The sequence below is a fragment of the Levilactobacillus fuyuanensis genome (assembly GCF_003946395.1).
GTDB lineage: Bacteria > Bacillota > Bacilli > Lactobacillales > Lactobacillaceae > Levilactobacillus > Levilactobacillus fuyuanensis.
In genome coordinates, this window is record NZ_RHNZ01000022.1 from 1 (window position 1) to 20,055 (window position 20,055).

The 20,055-nt window shown below is 47.6% G+C and carries 16 protein-coding genes; 11 read left to right on the forward strand and 5 right to left on the reverse strand.

The genetic code is table 11. The features are described 5' to 3' along the window. Positions 1-182: 182 nt before the first annotated feature. The 3 genes from EKM73_RS10865 (at position 183) to EKM73_RS10875 (ending at position 2,887) form a co-directional block, all read left to right on the forward strand. A complete protein-coding gene (locus EKM73_RS10865) occupies positions 183-1,625 on the forward strand; it encodes an MATE family efflux transporter (RefSeq protein ID WP_125701894.1) in 1,443 nt (480 codons plus the stop codon). A gap of 148 nt (positions 1,626-1,773) precedes the next feature. Continuing rightward, positions 1,774-2,385, forward strand: a complete 612-nt coding sequence (locus EKM73_RS10870) for an HAD family hydrolase (protein WP_125701895.1) — start codon at positions 1,774-1,776, stop codon at positions 2,383-2,385. 88 nt (positions 2,386-2,473) lie between these two features. Further along, complete coding sequence (locus EKM73_RS10875) at positions 2,474-2,887, forward strand: PTS sugar transporter subunit IIA (RefSeq protein ID WP_125701896.1); 414 nt, start codon at positions 2,474-2,476, stop codon at positions 2,885-2,887. A 653-nt stretch (positions 2,888-3,540) separates the two neighbouring features. Here EKM73_RS10875 and EKM73_RS10880 read toward each other — a convergent pair. The 4 genes from EKM73_RS10880 to EKM73_RS10895 form a co-directional block, all read right to left on the reverse strand. Beyond that, on the reverse strand, positions 3,541-4,623 hold the full coding sequence (locus EKM73_RS10880; RefSeq protein ID WP_125701897.1) for a GGDEF domain-containing protein: 1,083 nt from the start codon (positions 4,621-4,623) through the stop codon (positions 3,541-3,543). Between the two features lie 138 nt (positions 4,624-4,761). Continuing rightward, positions 4,762-5,892 carry a GGDEF domain-containing protein gene (locus tag EKM73_RS10885; RefSeq protein WP_125701898.1) on the reverse strand — a complete coding sequence of 377 codons (1,131 nt, stop codon included), beginning with the start codon at positions 5,890-5,892 and terminating at the stop codon, positions 4,762-4,764. A gap of 149 nt (positions 5,893-6,041) precedes the next feature. Then, a complete protein-coding gene (locus EKM73_RS10890) occupies positions 6,042-6,689 on the reverse strand; it encodes an EAL domain-containing protein (protein WP_125701899.1) in 648 nt (215 codons plus the stop codon). Between the two features lie 801 nt (positions 6,690-7,490). Further along, the gene (locus tag EKM73_RS10895; RefSeq protein WP_125701900.1) at positions 7,491-8,648 is read right to left on the reverse strand and encodes an LCP family glycopolymer transferase; all 1,158 of its coding nucleotides are present in this window, start codon (positions 8,646-8,648) and stop codon (positions 7,491-7,493) included. 367 nt (positions 8,649-9,015) lie between these two features. Between EKM73_RS10895 and EKM73_RS10900 the strand changes: the two genes are divergently transcribed. The 8 genes from EKM73_RS10900 to EKM73_RS10935 all read left to right on the forward strand — a co-directional run bounded on the left by EKM73_RS10900 (position 9,016) and on the right by EKM73_RS10935 (position 18,237). Next, a complete protein-coding gene (locus EKM73_RS10900; protein ID WP_125701901.1) occupies positions 9,016-9,963 on the forward strand; it encodes an AEC family transporter in 948 nt (315 codons plus the stop codon). Between the two features lie 75 nt (positions 9,964-10,038). After that, entirely contained in the window at positions 10,039-11,067 is a 1,029-nt protein-coding gene (locus tag EKM73_RS10905; protein WP_382387641.1) for a DMT family transporter, read from the forward strand. Between the two features lie 266 nt (positions 11,068-11,333). Further along, the gene (locus EKM73_RS10910; protein WP_125701902.1) at positions 11,334-11,696 is read left to right on the forward strand and encodes a nuclear transport factor 2 family protein; all 363 of its coding nucleotides are present in this window, start codon (positions 11,334-11,336) and stop codon (positions 11,694-11,696) included. A gap of 258 nt (positions 11,697-11,954) precedes the next feature. After that, entirely contained in the window at positions 11,955-12,626 is a 672-nt protein-coding gene (locus EKM73_RS10915) for a 2,3-bisphosphoglycerate-dependent phosphoglycerate mutase (protein ID WP_125701903.1), read from the forward strand. 233 nt (positions 12,627-12,859) lie between these two features. Next, positions 12,860-14,086, forward strand: coding sequence for a serine hydrolase domain-containing protein (locus EKM73_RS10920; RefSeq protein WP_125701904.1), 1,227 nt, complete (start codon positions 12,860-12,862; stop codon positions 14,084-14,086). Between the two features lie 334 nt (positions 14,087-14,420). Continuing rightward, positions 14,421-15,725 (forward strand): GntP family permease, encoded by a 1,305-nt coding sequence (locus EKM73_RS10925; RefSeq protein WP_125701905.1) that lies wholly within the window; start codon positions 14,421-14,423, stop codon positions 15,723-15,725. Between the two features lie 24 nt (positions 15,726-15,749). Further along, positions 15,750-16,880 carry a glycerate kinase family protein gene (locus EKM73_RS10930; RefSeq protein ID WP_125701906.1) on the forward strand — a complete coding sequence of 377 codons (1,131 nt, stop codon included), beginning with the start codon at positions 15,750-15,752 and terminating at the stop codon, positions 16,878-16,880. Positions 16,881-17,091: 211 nt separating this feature from the next. After that, a complete protein-coding gene (locus EKM73_RS10935) occupies positions 17,092-18,237 on the forward strand; it encodes a hypothetical protein (protein ID WP_125701907.1) in 1,146 nt (381 codons plus the stop codon). A gap of 320 nt (positions 18,238-18,557) precedes the next feature. Here the strand turns inward: EKM73_RS10935 and EKM73_RS10940 are convergent, their stop codons facing one another. Next, positions 18,558-19,892 (reverse strand): C1 family peptidase, encoded by a 1,335-nt coding sequence (locus EKM73_RS10940; protein ID WP_125701908.1) that lies wholly within the window; start codon positions 19,890-19,892, stop codon positions 18,558-18,560. Between the last annotated feature and the right edge of the window lie 163 nt (positions 19,893-20,055).

Here is a 20,055-nt window from a genome sequence, read left to right on the forward strand (position 1 = left end):
AGATACGTTAGAATCCATGTATTAGAAGCTAGCTAATGGGAGAGGACTTCCATTTACACAAAAAATTTGACACTCCCAAATTTTCATAGTTTTCGAGCAAAAAGGCTGACAAACTTGCTGGCAGGCGTTATAGTAGTAATCCTGTGCCAAGGGTTGGCAAAATTCTAAAAGGAGGTCGGCGCATGAACGACTTAACTAAGGGTAACTCCCTCAAACTCATTTTCTTCTTTACGATTCCACTTTTAATTGGTAACTTATTTCAGCAATTATATAACGTTTCTGATACTGTGGTTGTGGGGCAAACCTTAGGGGTCAAAGCGCTGGCTGCGGTGGGAGCAACAGGCTCTATCAACTTTTTGATTATTGGTTTCGCACAAGGCTTAACTGCTGGTTTAGCTATTATTACGGCTACACGTTATGGTGCGCGTGATTACAAAGGCGTACGGAAGTCATTCGCTGCGAGCATTGTCATTTCAATTTTGATGACGGTTGTGTTGACGGTATTGTCGTTAACGTTCGTTGACCCAATCCTGCACTTGATGCAAACACCAGCTTCTATCTTTGAAAATTCTCGAATCTTTATCAGAACCATTTTTGCAGGGATCTTCGCATCAATGGCCTTCAACTTACTCTCAAATATTATCCGGGCGCTCGGAGATTCGCGGACACCACTGATCTTCTTAATGATCGGGACGGTTATCAACGTTTTATTGGAATTGCTGTTTATCTTAGTCTTTCACATGGGGGTTGCCGGGGCCGGCTGGGCAACGGTCATCTCACAAGTCATTGCTTCTCTGCTTTGCGTGGTTTACATCGTTCGGTCTATTCCCTTGCTGCATATCTCCAAGGACGACTTTAAGATTGACTTCCATGAACTGTGGGACCACTTCTCTACGGGGATGCCCATGGGCTTCCAGTTGTCGATCATTGCGATTGGCACAATGGTGATGCAGGCTGCCCTGAACTCATTAGGGACAGATTCTGTTGCCGCTTCGACCGCTGCTTCCAAGGTGGATCAATTGTGCTCGCTGCCAATGTCATCCTTTGGTGTAACCATGGCGACATTTGCCGCTCAGAACTTTGGGGCATCGAAGTACGGCCGGATCATGGAAGGGGTCAAGAAGACGCTCTGGTTGTCCGGAAGCTTTGCCGTCTTTGCCGGTGGTCTGGTTATCTTCTTCGGCAAGCCGATTGTGACATTGATTATTGGAACTGCTGATGAAAACGTCATTCGGTTATCGCAGACCTACTTCAACATTATTGGGAGTAGCTACCTGTTATTGAGCGTCCTCTTTATCATTCGGAATACTCTCCAAGGCCTTGGGCGTCGGGTATTACCAACGCTGGCTGGTGTTGGTGAATTGACGATGCGGGTCTTTGCTGCCGTATTCATGGTTGGGGCCTTTGGCTATGCCGGGGCCGTTTCAGCAGAACCACTGGCCTGGTTGGGTTCTTGCGCCATTCTGGTGCCATCTTGGATTCGAGCTGTTAAGCAACTGCGGAACCTGCAACGTTCTGTTGATATTGTTGAAGGTAAAACGGATGCAGACCAAGTGGACACTGCGTCGCAAACTACGACGAACCAGCCGCGTTTGGCTGGTGCACAGCCTAAATTAGAGTCTTAGCATTAAGCGTGATACACTAGAGGTGGTCGTTTTTTAACGGCTGCCTTTTTTTGACGAAAAAATAGGCGGCAGTAGCTGACTAACTGATTTTGACGGTTAAGTCTATTTAGTGAATCGGCTGCCCGCTAATCAAGGAGTGCTTAACGAGATGAAGAGTTTTATTTTTGATATTGATGGAACCTTGTTGGACACGGAAGCAATGTACATTAAGTCCCTCCAGGCCATTCTGTATGAGCGGGGAATGGATCGCCCATATGCTGAGTTGGCAACGACCTTTGGCATTCCAAGTCGTGACGCATTGATTCGGTTGAAGGTTCCGGAAGTTGAGAAAGTTTTGGCATTGTGGGGCCCTCGTACACAAGACTATCGGGAGACAGTTGCAGTCTATCCAGGCGTAAAGGCGGCCTTGCAACAATTAAAGGATGCCGGCGCCCATTTAGCCGTAATGACGTCAAAGCAAAAGTTCGAGTATGAACGAGATGTGGTCGGAGAAGGCTTGGCGGATTACTTTACGCAACACGTAATTGCTGAAGACGTTGCACACGGTAAGCCAGATCCAGATGGCATTTTATTGGCAATGGCACGACTACATGCAGATCCCGCAACAACTATTTATGTTGGCGACACGGACTATGATGTTCGGGCATCGCAGGCAGCGCATGTGACCTTTGGCTTTGCTGGTTGGAATGGTAAGCGACCAAACGGCTTTACACCAGATGTGACATTTGCGCGGCCTGAAGATATGTTGAAATTGCTGTAAAGTGGTTGTCCTGACAGTTTTGTGCTATATTTGAGCCAAGTAGTTTTTCAGAAAGCCGCAATTGCGGTGCCAACAAAGGGGTGGCAGGATGCTTGCCATAATCGTCACAGGTCACGGTGAATTTGCCCGTGGCATCTTACAAAGTGCCGAGATGATCTTCGGTAAAGCGCAGAAAGTTATGGCTGTTACGTTAGCTGATAACGAGAGTGTGGAAGATTTGGTCAATCATTATCGTGCAGCTATTCAGAGTATGCAGCCAGTTTCAGAATTACTGTTTTTAGTCGATCTATGGGGTGGGGCGCCCTTTAACGCTGCACGACAGGTCGTTGCACAGACGCCAGACAAGTACGGGTTGATTGCGGGATTGAATTTACCGATGTTGATTGAGGCGTTGGCAATCCAAAAACAGCCGCTTGAAGTGGTTCTGCCACACCTAGTACGTGCAGCACAGGGTGGAATTCGTCAGCTTGATACCACTAATCAGTCAGATGAAGAAGATTAAGTGATTGTGGCGATAAATACCGTAGAAGAGTCTTGCCGAATTGGCGAGACTTTTTTTAGCGATTTTTTAGTTTAAGACGCAGAGGGGACGATAGACGGTATTTGTATGATAGATGGGCAATTGACCGTAGGGGGATGCTTAATGGGCTGACAACGAAATTTAGGGGACTTGGATGGGGCGTGAATGGTTGAAGTATTGACGGCACCAGAATTATCCCAATGCTGAGATGCAGACTTGCAGATGAAAGGGGACTTGTGAATCTGATTGCCAAAAAGGGGTTGCACTTGCCAGCGAAAGACCATTCGAAATCACCCGCCATTCATTTTTTGTAAGTTAATCTTAGCATAGATTCCAATGTAATACACACTATTAACCTTATAAATAAATTTATGAGCTGATGTGGTGGAAACTATGGATATGATAAGCAATAGCCACAAAACCTTTACAAACAATTTACACATCATGATTCTATAATGTGTTATGATTTTGGCATAGACCAGGTAATGACGAATTGAGTACGTGTCGCAACGTATAACACTGCTAAACGAGATACTTGGTTCAAAAAAACTACTGCCAAGCTGGCAGTAGTCTGTAAATCACTGATATTAGCCTACGGTTACTTGATCGCGGCCATGACGTTTGGAGTAGTAGAGTTATTCGTCAGCCCGACGATAGACGTCGACTTGATTCTCATCACCAGATTTTAGCTGTGTAAGTCCGGCTGAAATTGTGATGTCAATGGGCTGTCCAGAATGCTTAAAGGCTGTTGCTTTAACTCGATTGGCGATCTCGTCCACAATCGTGCGTGCGCGTTCTGACGTGTAACCAGCAAAGATGATAGTAAATTCTTCGCCACCAGTTCGGTAGAGTTGAAGTGTTGGGTCGCTTGCCCTGAGTTCCTGCATAATTAGACGAGAGACGGTCGTTAACACATAATCACCAGCTAAGTGGCCATAGGTGTCGTTGACGTGCTTGAATCGGTCAATATCAAAGAGCATGAGTGTCAGTGGTTCTTCACGGTTCTGAGCATGGTCAAAGGCCTGACCAAAGTTATTTTTATATGCATAGAAGTTATGTGCGTGGGTCAGTTCGTCAAAATTAGTCGTGTAAGTCAATTGTGCAAGTGTATTGGCACCGGCAAGAACGGCATCGATGTAGACAAACATAATAGTCATGAAGAAAAAGCTAAACAAGATTTCCCAGCCAATTGTCACGGGATGTAAGTCAAATCGAAATTTCATGACCATCCACATCGCTGTTGAGAAGGCAAGGTTGACTAAGCTATAGTCAACAAAGTCTTGCCAGGCATGATGGCGATGCTGCTTAATCACCTTCATAGCGAAGTACAGACCAACGTAGATCGCTGCAAATAGCCAAGACAGGGGGATGGTCAATGTTCCGTTAATGCCCATAAAAGCCACGATGACGATGGCCATCTGCCAGAATTTGATTTCTAATTGTAAAAAATAGGCGATGAATACAACGGCAAATATTTGAAAATTAACGAAGACCCAACCGTTTTGAGTTCCGTCAACGGAGAGTTGGGCGCCAACAATCAAGATGGCCATGTACAACAAACCAATGATGGTTCGCACCCTGTTGACATCAATATTCGGATGTCGCTTTTGCAGATGTTTGGTTAAATGATCGGTTATAAACCAATAAAGGGTCAGCACGCCTAACAGGAAGAATACACTGGTGAAGGCGGGCGTCACGAACCACTGGGCCCAAGTCATGTTAAGTCATCCATTCTATAATTTTTTTGAAATGCGTCTTGTATCGTACCACAGGCAGCGGTTTAACGCCACAACTTTTGTGGTTGGTAATAAAAGGACTCAGAACTATTGTTCCGGGTCCTAATTGTCGCTGTTTCTTTAACCGATTGTGACTTGATCTCGTCCATGACGTTTAGAGTAATAGAGGCTTTCATCAGCGCGACGATAGAGGTCAACCTGGCTACCATCGTCGATTTTAAGTTGTGTAATACCAACCGAGATACTAATATCGATAGTCTTACCAGCGTGCTGAAATTCGGCCTCACGGACACTTTGGGCAATCGCATCGACGTGTTCACGAGCTTGACTAACTGTGTAGTTGTCAAAAATAATGGTAAACTCTTCGCCACCTGTTCGATAAAGGATGAGTGAGGGATCAATTGCTTTTAGTTGTTGCGTAATCAGCCCAGCAACGTGAGTCAATACATAGTCGCCGGTCAGATGTCCATAAGTGTCATTCACGTGCTTGAAGTGATCAATATCGAACAACATTAATGTTAGGGGATGTTTCTCCGTTTGTGCATCTTTGAATTGATGACCAAAGGCCCTTTTAAAGGAATAAAAGTTGTGGACTCGAGTCAATTCATCATAGTTCGTCGTGTAAGTGAGTTGCGCTAATGTGTCCGCGCCAGCCAACAAGGAATCAACGTAAATATACATAATCGTCAGCAGAACAAAACTGAATAATATTTCCCAGGAGATAACGCTCCAGGATAAATGGAACCGTAACCGCATCAGCCACCATAAAATTGCAGAAAAGAGAAGGGCAGTGCTGGCAAAGTCCATGTAATTACGCCAAGGACTGTGTAAATGGTGCTTAATATTCTTCATGGTCAAGTAGAAGCCAATGTAAACGACAGCGTACGCCCACGAGAGCCCAATTGTGAGGGTGCCATCAATCAACATAAAGAGGAGGGTGGCCAAGGCAAATTGCCAGACCCGAATCTCCAACATTAAGAAGTAGCTCACGAAGACGACCGCAAATATCTGGAAATTAGTAAAGACCCAGCTGTGATCGGTTCCGCTGACCGAGGCTTGCGTTGTAATCAAAAGAATGACCATGTAAATGAGTCCGACAATTGTGCGGACGTGGTTAGCGTTAGGATGTTGACCGCGATTCTCCATGTATTTAATTAGTTTACTGGTCAAGAACCAGTAGAGGGTCAGGACGCCCAGCAGAAAAAAGATACTGGTAAAGGCGGGCTCCACAAACCATTTGGACCAGGTCATGAGTTGTCATCCATTCTATAATTGACTGCTTAAAAAAGTATTCACTACTTATATATTAACGCGCAAAACTTAATTGGACTACCCCATTGTGCGAAATTTCGTAAGAAATAAGGAGTCAGCCTGAATATATGATTCGGGCGACTCCCTGTTTAGACCAGACTAGGTTTGCCATAAAGGTAACCTTGATGTAGCGAAATGCCAAATTTTTTAGCCAGGGCTTGGTCTTTGGCATCTTCAACACCTTCAAGAATCAATTGCAGACGGTAATATTTTGCAACTTTAGACCAAAAGGCCAGGGCGTCAGGAATTTCCTTGGCCCGACCGTCCATCCGCAGATTTTGCATAGCAAATTTAATCTGGTCGACGAAGGGGAGAAGATGCTGAATATTATCGTAAGTATTTGATCCAGTACCGACGTCGTCTAAGACCAGAGCGATGCCATACTGATGAATAGCTGTACTAAAGAGCTGAATTTCCGGTAAGGTAGGGGCTTCAGTAAGTTCAATCGTTAAGGCAGCTGGGTTCAATCGCTTCTTAAGCGCAATAATGGTCCCCAGGGTGAGGGGATCACGTAGTTGTTGGTTGTTGAGGTTAAAGGCCAGTACCTGCTGATTAATTGCTGTATTTAAGGCATTAGCTGTTTCTTCTAAAAGTCTGGCTTGTTCTCCCACTGAGATATCGGTGAAATGTTGGGGGAGCACCCACGTTTCATTTTGCTGCTTACGCAGGAGGACCTCATAGCCAAATACTTTATGATCATCTTGATTAATTTGTGGTTGCACAAAAAAACGATACATTTGGGTCGACTCCTTTAAATTTTTCAATTTAATGAATTAACTTTATTTTAGCGCATTTCTATAAAAGAACAACGCCATATATCATTTAATGTTGCCATTGATTCACGTTTCGATTAAGCCCAGATGTATACTAGCGACTCCCTTGATGAGTTACTGTACTTGCTGAATCTTTGCCAGTTACCGATTATTTACGAAAAATGTGGCCTTGCATGTTACTGCCCCGTTGTATTAATTAAACAGCTTTCGAAGAAGAGACGTTCTCGACGACTAGTACAAAGTGAGCATTATTGTGCCGATAGGCCAACACAGTTAAAGCACAATCGCTGACGGACTTGCTAATAGTATTCTATCAATTTGTGGCTATTTTACTTAAGTGTCTTAATTTGTCGCCGAAGTGGTGTAAGTTACGTCGTGTTCTTGAGGGAAATTGCCCCTTATACCTTGGCATTTCCGTAGTCAATTGCTTCGTAAGACCGTTCATTAACTAGACCGTCCTATCTGTCATGAATAGTGAGGTCCATTTTGAGTTCCAATTCAATGGCCTTAGTTGGCGTATTCTCCGGTAGTGCTAATGGGTCACGACCTTCAATCTGCTGAAAGTAAGGTTGTGCCTCTCGGTAGATGGTATTTTAGAGCAGGACGCTCAGCTGTGATCCAGGAAAAAACGGTGACTGTCAATGGGGAACACCTTCTAATTCCAATGATTTAGCAGTGATTGCTTAACTTCAGTATACTGTGCCTACATAAAAACGGCACCGCCCCTGAAGGCGATGTCATTTATTCGATCTAAATTTAAAAAGATTAGTAACCGTAGTTGCCATTATCCGTAGAGCCAGTCGACGACCCGTAACCGGAGTTGGTCGTGGTTGAGCCGTAGCTGGTATCCGTGCCATAAGCCGAGGTATCGGCATCCGTTGTGAAATTCTTAGTATTAGACAAGCCCAACGTCTTGCGAATATGGTTCGAGACCTTCTTCAGTTCATCGTTGGTTGGGACCTGGTAAGACAAGCCATCAATCATAGCATCTTGACCTTGCAATGTTTCTGACTTGATATGGTGAGAGGCGTCACCGTATTTAGCGCGGATTTGCATCAGATCATCAAAGGTCAGGTCGGTCTTCAAGTTTCCCTTCAGAGAAGTTAGGATTTGTTGATAACGCGTGAGGGAGGTTAACCCAGCCGCCTTAACGACTAACTTCTGTAAGACCTGTCGTTGCCGCTTTTGCCGACCGTAGTCACCTAACGGATCTTCGTGTCGCATCCGGGAGTAAGCCAGAGCTTGCTTCCCATTCAAATGGATCTTCTTGCCCTTGGTGACATTGGCTGCCCCGTACTGGAAGGTCAGCGGTGGTGTCACATCGACGCCGTTAACGGCATCGACCATCTTCTCCAAGCCACCCATGTTGACGATAGCATAGAAGTCGATGGGAATGTCCAACAAGTTTTCAACGGTTTTAACGGCCGTCTTTGGGCCACCAATCGTGTAAGCGGCGTTGATCTTCTGAACGGAGGCATTGACCCCAGAACCAACCGTCACGCGGGTATCCCGTGGAATACTGGTTAGATAGGCGGTTTCGGTCTTCGGATTGATTGTGGCAACCATCAACGTATCAGTCCGACCCACATCAGAACGACCTAACGCCCCCGTATCGGTTCCCATTAACAGGATAGAGAAAGGCTGATTCTTTTTCAGAACGGCAGAAACGTTACGACTCTTGGCGGCCTTGGAAGACTCGTAGGTTTGACTAAAGGTCTTCTTGGCAGAATTCCAAGCTTGATAGCCATAAGCTAGGCCACCGGTCAACATCACCAATAGGACGATGACAATCGTCCACATCACGGGACGATGGGGGTGAACTTGCGGCACTTTGAAGTGTGAGTTACGGTCAGCACGCCGGTCATAGACTTGTTCGAAGTCCTCTGGTGATCGGTGACGTCTACTTTCATTATCGTTTGGCATAGTTATTTCCTCATCCTCATTAAAATCTTTGTATACGCGCTGCTGGCGCTCACGAAATGTTGACGGAGTCGGCCAGCGCAACCAAATTTTAAAAGTTCCCCTGGAAATCTGGTTTGCGGACTCAATTAATTTATTAGACCACAAAAAAGGCCATTCGTAAACGCTTGGTTGGGCTAAAAAGGTGGAAATAACCAGTCAATATGGAAGGTAAATGTAATTTTCAAAAGCTTGTCAAGGCTCACTAAAGCATGGCACATGGGCGTTTGTAACCGGTTACGAATTCGGCCATTTTCAGACCCGTGCTATAATGAGCCAAGTTAGTTAAGAATCGTTAATATTTTATCACGAGCGGCGAGGAGGGTGACTGATGGCCGTCTTTGTTCGAAGCATCTCGGGTGTTTTAATTATCCTAGTGATGATTGGTTTAGGTTATATTCTTTCTCGCCGCGGTTGGTTTGACGAACAATCTCGGCGGTTGATCGCCCGGTTGGTCACGCAGATTGCGTTGCCAGCTTACATGATCAGTACGATTACGACCCAGTTTTCAGCGCAGACGTTGAAATCAACGTTGCCGGATCTGCGGTTTCCCGTGGTTTCCATGTTAATCATGTTTGGTTTATCAGTGATTGCCTTTCATGGATTCAAGGTTCATCCACAACGACGGGGATTGTTTGAAGCCATGTTTGCTAATTCCAACACTGTGTTCGTTGGCTTGCCCGTTAACGAAGCCTTGTTTGGACCTAAGAGTATGCCGTTCGTGTTAGTCTATTACATGGCCAACACCACGTTCTTCTGGACGTTAGGGGCTTACTTGATTCAACGAGACGGACAGGGTACCGCAAAATTCAATCTAGTAAACACACTGAAGAAAATCTTTTCGCCGCCTCTGTTAGGCTTTATGCTGGGGGTTGCGCTGGTCCTACTCGATATTCAATTACCGTCATGGATTATGAAGGACTTCAGCTATGTTGGTGGCCTCACGGTGCCGTTGTCGATGATCTTTATCGGGACGGCGATCGCCGGTGCCGGTGTGCAGAATATTCGGTTGAACCGGGATAGTTTAGGCATTTTATTTGGCAGATTCTTAGTCGCACCGACGTTGATGGCCTGTTTGGTCATTCCAACGCCGATGCCAGTGTTAATGAAGCAAGTCTTTATCTTACAAGCGGCGATGCCCGTTATGACGAACGCGCCGGTAGTAGCCAAGCTCTACCACGCGGATACGGATTACGCGGCCATCATGGTAACCGAAACGACCCTCCTAAGTTTAGTGGTGATTCCGATTTTGATGGTAATCGTCCAGCAAATTCATTAGTTGATAGGTTTTACATAGGGAGGAACTAGGTTCGTTTTGAGAAGAACATTGTTGTACGTCGCATTTTCAACTTTAATGTTTAGTTCAATGGAAATCGCCTTGAAGGCTGCCGGCGGGGCATTCAACCCCATCCAACTCAACCTGATTCGATTCTTCATTGGGGGAGTCATCCTGTTGCCAATCGCCTTACGGGCATTGAACAAGCAGCAACATCACTTGACGCGTTCCGATTGGGGCCTGTTCTTCCTGACCGGATTCGTCTGTGTCATTGTCTCCATGACGCTTTATCAGTTAGCTATTTCAGTCGACGAAGCTTCAACGGTTGCCGTTTTATTCAGTTGCAACCCCGTCTTCGCCCTGATCTTCTCCTACCTGATCTTACATGAACGGCTCGGGCGAGCTAACTTGATTGCGGTGGTTATCTCAATCATTGGCTTAATCGTCATTGTTAACCCCGCCCATTTGACCAATCCTATTGGTTTGAGCTTAGCCATCGGTTCTGCCCTGACCTTCGGGCTCTACAGTATCGTTTCGCGGTGGGGTTCCGTGCGGCATCACTTTAATGGGATTATCATGACCTGCTTCACTTTCTTTGCCGGATCATTTGAACTGTTACTGTTGATGCTGTTGAGTCACGTGCCTGCTGTTGCCGGTGGGATGCGTCAGGTATCTTGGCTCAGCCAGTTCGCCGCAATGCCGATTCTGAAAAACGTTAGCTTGCAATATTTCTGGTTACTGTTCTTCATCGGGGTCTGTGTGACCGGTGGTGGGTTTGCCTTTTACTTCTTAGCCATGGAACGTTCCGACGTTTCCACCGCTTCCTTGGTCTTCTTCATCAAGCCGGGGCTGGCACCAATCTTAGCTGCCTTACTGATTCACGAACAGATCTTGACCAATACCGTTATTGGGATTGTCATCATTTTGTTGGGGTCGGTGGTCACCTTTATGGGGAACCGGGTCAAGTCTCGGGAATCTCAATTGGCGGATCAAGAGGCTACCGTACCAGCTAGCGAATTCCAAGAAGAGACACAGACGGCAGCTGCCAAGCTCCGTGCGCGGGCGCAAGCTCACGTGAAGTCCTCTTCGACAGAATCAACGGATTAACTTAAAATAAAACGCGTCCTTAAGCGCAAATGTAACGCTTAGGAACGGATAGTAGGAATGACTGGCCAACAGTTGTTTCTACTATTTTTTTGTCGTGTGTTGGGTCGATTACCTGAAATAGGGTGTATTGACGGTGAGTAACTGGCGGTAATGTCTTGTGCCTGAATAGGTAAGTCTGATGAAGGAATAGCTCGCAATCCGGTTAGCTGGCTTTACATTTCGCAGTTTCAGCCTACACTAGAGCTCTGATTGAAGGAGGGACTTACATGGACTTAAAAGTAGAAGTGATTAAGCGTTATTTTAGGCTATCGGACTTGGCTTCTCGTGACGATCAAGCTTGTCGGGAGATTATCAAACTTTTCGCCGACAATGCGGTTGTTAAGGGATCCAACGGGATGATTGCTGCTACCCCCGCTGAAATTACGACATTTTTTGAGAACTTTTTCCAGGATAATCAGTCACTACGACATCTTTGTCGGGTTGTCATTACCAATGGTGCCTATCAAGCTGAGTGGGCAGTCGCAGGACGTAAGCAAAATGGTAAGTTGTTTGCCCTCCGTGGTTTTGATAGTTATGAATTTAATCAGAATAATAAAATAACTTTTCTACAAGTTGAGATTCGGCAGTAAGTGTAAGGTTGTCAGGGTAACATTATCAAAAAAACAGTTCCAGCAATCGCGTGAAGGTTGTCGGAACTGTTTTTGGGCAGTTGTGGGCCAGCATTTTCGACTTGCCAAGGTTAGTGATAGGTCATCCATGGACACAGTTGAAATAAGATTAGGAGTCAACGGGTACTGTCCGTGATTTTTCGCACAAATTAAACGAAACCCGGCCGCGGCTATGTTATGATTGTCGTGGTCATTATAGAGAGAAAGGGAGCGTGACGAATGGCAAAGCTGGTTATTTTACGGCACGGTGAGAGTGTTGCCAACCGAGATAACATTTTTACGGGGTGGAATGACGTCCCGCTGACTGCGAAGGGGCGGCAACAGGCACAGGCCGCTGGACAGTTGGTGGCACAGACGGGACTTCGTTTTGGCGCGCTCCACACGTCCATGTTACAACGCGCTATTGTCACCTCAAACATTGTCTTGGAAGCCATTGATCAACTCTACATTCCGGAGTATAAGTCTTGGCGGCTTAACGAACGCCACTATGGCGCGCTTCGTGGAAAGAATAAGGATCGTGTTCGTGAGGAGGTCGGCGACAAGCAGATCAAGATTTGGCGGCGAAGCTTTGAGACGATTCCACCACAGTTAGACCACATCGTTCAGGATGCGCGGTACGACCGGTTCGGTCCCAACATTGAACCGCTGGGTGAGAGCCTTGAGATGGCCTATCACCGGCTGATGCCGTATTGGGTAGACCAGGTAGCCCCCCGGTTGTTGGACGGTCAGAATCAGTTGATCGTTGCTCATGGGAGTACGTTGCGAGCCTTGATCAAGTACCTTGATGGTGTGGCGGATGCGGATATTAGCAAGGTTGAAGTTGCCAATGGTGAACCCATTCAGTACACGTTTGATGAACACCTGAATGTACTCGAAAAATTAATTCTTTAATAATTAGTTAACGAAATACTAAGATAATTAGGTTGGCGGACACAATCAGCAGAAAAGATTGTGTTTAGCCAGCCTTTTCGTATAATCAGAGGCAGGGACTTTTCTGTAGGTAATTGCCGAGCCACGTTGTCGGGTTGTGTTGCGAGCACATCATGGGGAGCTTGGTGAGTGACGCGTGTGGCAGGGCAATTACAAAATTGAGTAGGGTCTAATTTCTAGGGGGATTGAGGATTGTGAACAAGCGTAATTTGGGGCACTGGGCCATTTTGGCAACAGTGATTGTGGGCATTACCGGTCTGGTCATGGGCATGCATGAGATCGATACTAAGGACCAGCAGGCAGTTCGCACAACGAGTAAGCTACACGCAAAACAGACGCGGCAAGAGATTGCATACGATGCGTTGCGTAGCAATCAACTGCGGCAAAAGAAGAAAACGGCGTTGGATAAACAGAATAAGGGACAGAAGCATCCCCAATTTGCGGCCCGCTTCACCAAGAGCTTAAAGGCCAAGAAGTTTGTGGGAACGGCCCTGGTAGTCAAAAACAACAAGGTGATCTATCAACGCTCCTTTGGTAAGGCCAACGCGAAAAAACAGCAAGCTAATCAACCGACATCACAGTTTCTGATCAATTCTATTCAGAAGTCAATCACGGGCATGCTGATTATGCGAGCGGCGCAGTCGGGTCAGCTGCATTTGACGGATAAGCTAAGCAAGTACTACCCACAAATCAAGGGGAGTAATCGGGTGACGATTCGGCAGATGCTGAATATGGAAGCCGGGATCAGTGGTGACCTGAATCCAGGGACGACACTGACGGAGCCCGCCGTTTACAAATATGCCGCACAACAAGCGCGTATCAACCGAACGAAAATTAATCAGTTTAATTACCAACCTATCTGTTATACCCTGTTAGCTGGAATCCTGCGGAAGGTGACGCATGAATCCTATTACGGGTTGTACTACGAGCATGTGGTGACGCCATTGAATCTGAACCATTCTAGCTTTGCGCAGCTCAAGCATCCGGGAACGACCATCGGTTATAGTGGAACGGTTCCTGGTAACTATTCGCAGCCTCATGTGCCATCTGCCAAAGATATGGCCGTGCAGATTGCGACGGGGAACGCCACAATGTCCGCTGGTGATGTCTTTAGAACGGAACGGGCATTGATCCAGGGCACACTCCTCAAGAAGCACTCCGGCGCCAACGTTCTGCATCAAAGCAAGTCGACCACGGCTCACTATGCCGGGGGGATGTATCATCTCGACCGCATCGGTTACTATGGTCACGGTGTCGGCGATGATTATGAAGGCACGTACGCACTGAGCCGCAACGGGAAGACCGGAGTCGTTCTGTTGTCGAACAACTACTACAAGGGTGGCATGTATCCAACGTGGTCGACGGAAGACCTAGCCCTCAATACGTTCCGAAATATTAACGCAGCAAGCAAACTCTATTAGAATTTAAAAAGTCGGCGTAAGTGCCGGCTTTTTTGATTAATTATGAGAAAAGTGGAAATCATCGTTAATAAATGAGCAAATCAGAAAACGATTTCATTAAGATAATCGGTTATTAGGGATGTTCCAATCCGTTAGCCGATAAATGGTGATATACCAACAAGATAGCGCTCTCAGATAAGTAACCAGTGGTTGTTAAGTTTAGTAACTCTTCCTATATAATTAACCAACTGAAGGATAATTAACGCTTTCATTGTGAAATGGGTTGTTGTATAATTCTACAGGTTCAAAAAGTTAGTTACGCAATTCACTTATTGGCATAAGGAGCGTGAAGAGAATGACTGTTTCAGTTAGCTGGATTGGGGCCCTTATTGGGTTAGCTCTTGCTATTATTTTGATTTTACGGAAGGTAAACCCCGTCTACTCTCTATTGTTGGGAACGATTGTGGGTGCACTGATTGGTGGTGCCAATTTAACACAAACCGTCAACATCGTTGTGACAGGTTCACAAAGTGTCATGGGAACCGTCGTCCGAGTCTTGGCTGCCGGTGTTTTCGCCGGGGTCATGATGGAATCTGGCGCGGCAAATGCCATTGCGCGAGGTATCGTCGATAAATTCGGTGAGAGCCTCGCCATTCTGTCGTTGGCCTTAGCCACGATGATCATTACGGCCGTGGGGGTCTTCATCCCTGTTGCCGTCCTGATTGTGGCGCCGATTGCCCTCGAAGTGGGGAGTCGGATGAAGATTTCCAAGCTGGCCCTGCTAGTTGCCTTGTCAGGTGGGGGTAAGGCCGGGAACATCATCTCGCCAAATCCGAACACGATTGCCGCAGCCCATGGATTCCACCTGGAGCTCAGTCAACTGATGGTCGCCGATTTTATTCCGGCGGTCTTTGGCTTAGTGGCTACGGTGCTGATTGCCACTCTTTTACGGCATCACGGCACGATTGCGACGATGGCTGACGTCGAAGCCAATCAGGAACAGGGTGACCAACAGGAGACGGCGGCCTTGCCCTCTCTAGGAACGGCGATTGTTGCGCCCCTCTTAGCCGTGATTCTACTACTCATGAATCCGGTGGGGAACGTCTTACACATTGGCTTTCTTGAGAAGTTCAATGTGGATGCCATGTATATTCTGCCACTGGCTGGGCTGATTGGGATGCTCGCCATGCATCAAGGCAAGCAGGTCCTGGCCTATACTAAGGCGGGAATGGCCCGTATGACCGATGTCGTCTTGATTCTGATTGGTGCCGGCGCTATTGGTGGGCTGATCACCACCTCGACGCTACCAGCCGCCATCGTTCACCTGATCAAGGTCTCCGGGATTTCCGGGACGTTCTTGGCACCAATTGCCGGGATCCTGATGGCGGCCGCAACGGCTTCCACCTCGACCGGGGTTATTTTGGCGACCGGATCATTTGGCAAGGCCATCTTGGCTTTCGGAACGGCGCCACTGGCAGCCGCTGTGATGGTTCACACTGGGGCCACGGTCATCGACCACTTGCCACAGGGGAACTACTTCCACGTGACCGCCAACGCTATGAACATGACGTTGAAGGAACGGATGCAGTCAGTTCCTTATGAAACGGCCGTGGGGTTAACCATGACTATCGTCGGGGTCGTGATGTTTACGCTGTTCTAGCGTGACGGAAAGGATGACAAAATTATGAAAATTGTGATTGCTCCCGATTCTTTTAAGGGAAGTTTGACGGCCAAACAAGCCGCTGACGCCATTCATACTGGGCTGAAACGGGTCTTCCCCGATGCCGATTATGAAATTGTGCCAATGGCGGATGGTGGTGAAGGAACGGTTCAGTCCTTAGTCGACGCCACGCAGGGAAGTTTCCGCCAGGCGTCGGTCTTGAACCCTCTGGGCGAGACCGTCTCAGCCGAATACGGCTTGTTGGGTGATCAGCAGACCGCGGTTATTGAAATGGCGGCGGCGAGCGGCATTCAATTTGTGAATGATGAAACGAAAAATCCACTGGTAACGACGACGTACGGGACGGGCCAACTCATGCTGGACGCGATGCACCACGGTGCCCGTGAGATTATCATCGGTATTGGCGGGAGTGCCACAACCGATGGGGGTCAGGGGATGGCTGAAGCGCTGGGCGTCAAGTTTCTCGATGCCACTGGCAATCCCATTTCTCGTGGTGGGGGCGGCTTGGCCGACCTCGCGACGATTGACGTGAGCGGTGTGGATCCACTGGTTGCGCAGACCAAGGTTCGTATCGCCTCGGATGTGACCAATCCACTGGTGGGGTCAACTGGTTCTGCCGCGGTATTTGGCCCGCAAAAGGGGGCTACGCCAGAGATGGTCAAGGTGTTGGATGGCAATCTGGCCCATTACGCCGCGGTGATCAAGACCACGCTGGGTAAGGACTTAGCCGACTTTCCTGGTGCTGGTGCCGCTGGTGGTCTGGGTGCCGGGTTACTAGCATTTACCGATTCCAATATGGAAAAGGGCGTGGAGATTGTGGTTCGTGAAACCCATCTCAAAGAACGGGCAGCCAATGCCGACTATGCTTTCACTGGTGAGGGTGCCATCGACTTTCAAACGCAGTACGGTAAGACCCCAATGGGCACGGCACAGGCGGTCAAGGCTGCTAGCCCTCATGTCAAGGTGATTGGAGTTGCCGGTAATGTGGGTGCAGGTATTGATCAGCTCTACGATCTTGGTATCGATGCTATCTTCGGCATCCTGCCAGGTATCGTAGATCTGCCAACGGCAATTGCCACCGGTCAGGAAAACCTGGCACGGACGGCGGAGAATATTGCCCGGGTTATTAAATAGAATTTAAACAGAGGGACTGTGGCGGTAGTTGCAGTCCCTTTTGTCACCCCAGTGAGTTGTATCCATTTTTAAGTAAACCATCAAATTATCCAGTTCTAGCCATTCCGGTAATCACGGCTTACCTGGGAGTGGTACCATTAGAACTGGAGAGACCGATTGACGATTTATACCACGTGTTAATTGGTTACATAGCAATTGAGGGGGAGTTTAGATGGTTAAGGGAATCAAATGGGTCATGGCGGGGAGCCTCATGGTCTTTGGGGGTGTCATGGCTAGCGAGCTTGGTCCTGCTCAGACAGCACAAGCGGCCAGCACAGTTAAAACCAGGTATGCGCTTGGTAATTATCAAGCCAAAAAGTTCAAGTGGGTTCAGAACAAAAATGAATATGTCCCACACCCCAAGGCTTATGCCTGGTCAATGACCTACCAAAAGCAGGGGACGTTTCAAACACAACCAATGACCTACACGACCCGCCGGGGGAATGCGCCGGCTACTCTGACGACTGACCTCTATCTGCCGGTTACCGTCCAGAGTTCTGGCGATTGGGGTAATCCCCAGAGTGTCGTCCTGACCAAGAATGGTCGAACGGCTTACGTGGGTTACTTGGCAACGGGGACCACGAGTACGGGGTGGATCGTGAAGTATGATCTGGCCAAGTTGCGGCAGAAATTTGGCGCAAGTTCGGGGCACATGGCTCTCATCCGGCAAGCTACCAATGCCTATTCTAAAGGAAAGTCGGCGTCACAGCAGAAAACGGTGATGGCGGCCATGCAGATTGGGTCTACGTTTGACATAGGTCACGGCCAATCGTTGGCATTGAATCCGCGAACGCAACAGCTCTGGCTGAGTCGGACAAGTGGAGAAGACGGCCGGTATGGCAGTGCCGTGCAGGTCTCGACCCGTACCTTACGGCCAGTCCGGACGGTGGACTATCGGTTGGTCAATAAGACCGGTGCCAAGTTGGCCGTCAATAGTACTCTGACGTTTGATAAACGCGGGTACGCTTACTTCAGCAGTTACAGTGGTAAGCGATCCCTGCGCGTTTATCGGGGAACCATGTCTAAGAAGGGTGTCCACTTCAACCTGGTCATGCAGGGGCTAAAATACCGGCCTGGACAGACACATCAGTCGATTGCCTACAATGCCAAGAATGATCGGCTCTACTTTGTCAGCGACGATGCGATTTCTTCCGTGCCGTTGGCGAAGTTGAACCGCAGTAAGGTCAAGCCTAAAAATGTGAAAGCCACGGTCTTTGCCAGCAGTCGTGAGTTCGAAGGCCTGTCATTTTCCGGCGGTGGCCAAGCGTATGTGCTCTTGAATCGCGGACCGGAATTAATGCGGTTAACCTTTAGATAGCAACAAAAAAATTCCGAGACAAGTGTCCCGGAATTCTTTGTAGTTACTTTAATCAGAGTAAGAATGTCCCTCCGTTTAAGAAAGACAACATTTCATTTTAAAAGCTAACTTAGCCGGAAGAGGCCAGAGATGGAACCAGCTGTGACGACGGTGTTAGATTGGGCATTTGTTTCTTCCAATCGTACAGCGTGGGACGTGTTGGGAAACTCGCATGAACTTTGCGAGGTTTCCAACCGAGCCGGAAGCCCGTTCTTGGGCTGCAGGTGGTCCCCACAGCAGGTGGAATCTCTGGCAGCTGCAGGCGGCAGTTTTTAAAATGATTAAGCTAAAGCACCCATTGGATCCCATGGTGCCAAGACCGTTGGTTCTTCAGTTTCTTGAGTCTTCTTTAAGTCGTCAGGCAGGAATTGCTTGTTCACAACAACTTGGTAGCAGTATTCATCCATCCAAGCGTCGCTCATCACGAAGTAACCCTTCGTGCCGACCTTTTCACCCCAAGAGTTTTCAACCTTCCACTTGGTTGGTTGGCCATCGACTAAGTCGACACCAGTCAAGACCATAGCGTGGGTCATCATGCTTTCCCCGTAGTCCAGGCGTTCTGCCTTGGTCGTGGAGAAGTCAATGTTGAAGAGGGCATCCTTGTCGTAGAACTTGGTGTCCATGATCCCCTTTTGACGTTCTGAGGATTGACCAACATCACAACCGAACCATACGGATTGGCCAGCTTGCAATTGCTTGATGGCCAAAGCCTTGAAGTCCTTCATCGTGACGTTTAAATGCTTTACTTGACGGCCGTTGACCACGTTACCCAGCATTTCAACTGTGTAGGTATGGTTGTAAGGCTTGTCGTCAGTAGGGGCGTTGATGATGGAAACGTAATCGCTCAGGTCCCAGTTGACGTACTTGTCAAAGAAGGACTTAGGGGTTAAGCCCTTGTCGATGTGGTAGTTCTTATCGTCATCGCGGTATTCGAAATCGAATTCGCTAACGGGTTCGCCGAGTGAGAAGCTCAGTAAGCGGTAAACTTCACCAAGCATCTTGTCTTTAGCAGCGGCAATGTCAGCATCGCTGGTCTTGTCGGCAACTAATTTACGTAAAGTTACGGCGTCTTTCCGTAGCTTTAAGTTCAACGTGCTGTTGAGTTCGCTTGACTTGGAACTGTTGTAAGTTTCAGGCATAACGGACTTAGGCACGATCCCGTATTTTTCAATGATGGCACACAGCATGTCCCATTGACCACCATCTTGTTGTGGGGTAGCCATTAAGAAGGCGACCTTACGGCTAGACGTTGGTTGGTCGGCAGTAGCCAAGACGTTTTCGTAGAAGTAGTTGGCTTTTTCAAATTTGTCCCAGAAGTTGGTGTAGTTCTGAGATAATTCGAAGTCACTCAAATTGAAGAGGTCGGCTAAATGATGACGCATGGTGTTCAATGCGGCAAACATCCAGCAACGGCCACTTTGCTTTTGGTTAGCAACTTTCCCAGTGTCCAAATCAATGGAGAAGACGGGAGTCATGTCGGTTTCAGAAGCATAATCGGCAGAGGTTGCTAAGATTCCCTGATGGCTGACGGCGCGTTCTAAAACCTTTGCGGTGGGGTCGGCAGCTAAAGCTTGTTGATAACGGGCGGTTTGGTCCGCCGTGATTTCTTTACTCAATGACGTCACTCTCCTAACTTATTTCTCTCATTGTACTCCAATATTCTCATTTTTTGTATAGATACCCAAAAGTTGTTTAAAAATAGGTGAGACGAGTAGGCAAAATCTAGGTGCAAACTGAATGAAGAGATTTCAGTGAAAGCAGCGTTAGTTCTATCGCAAA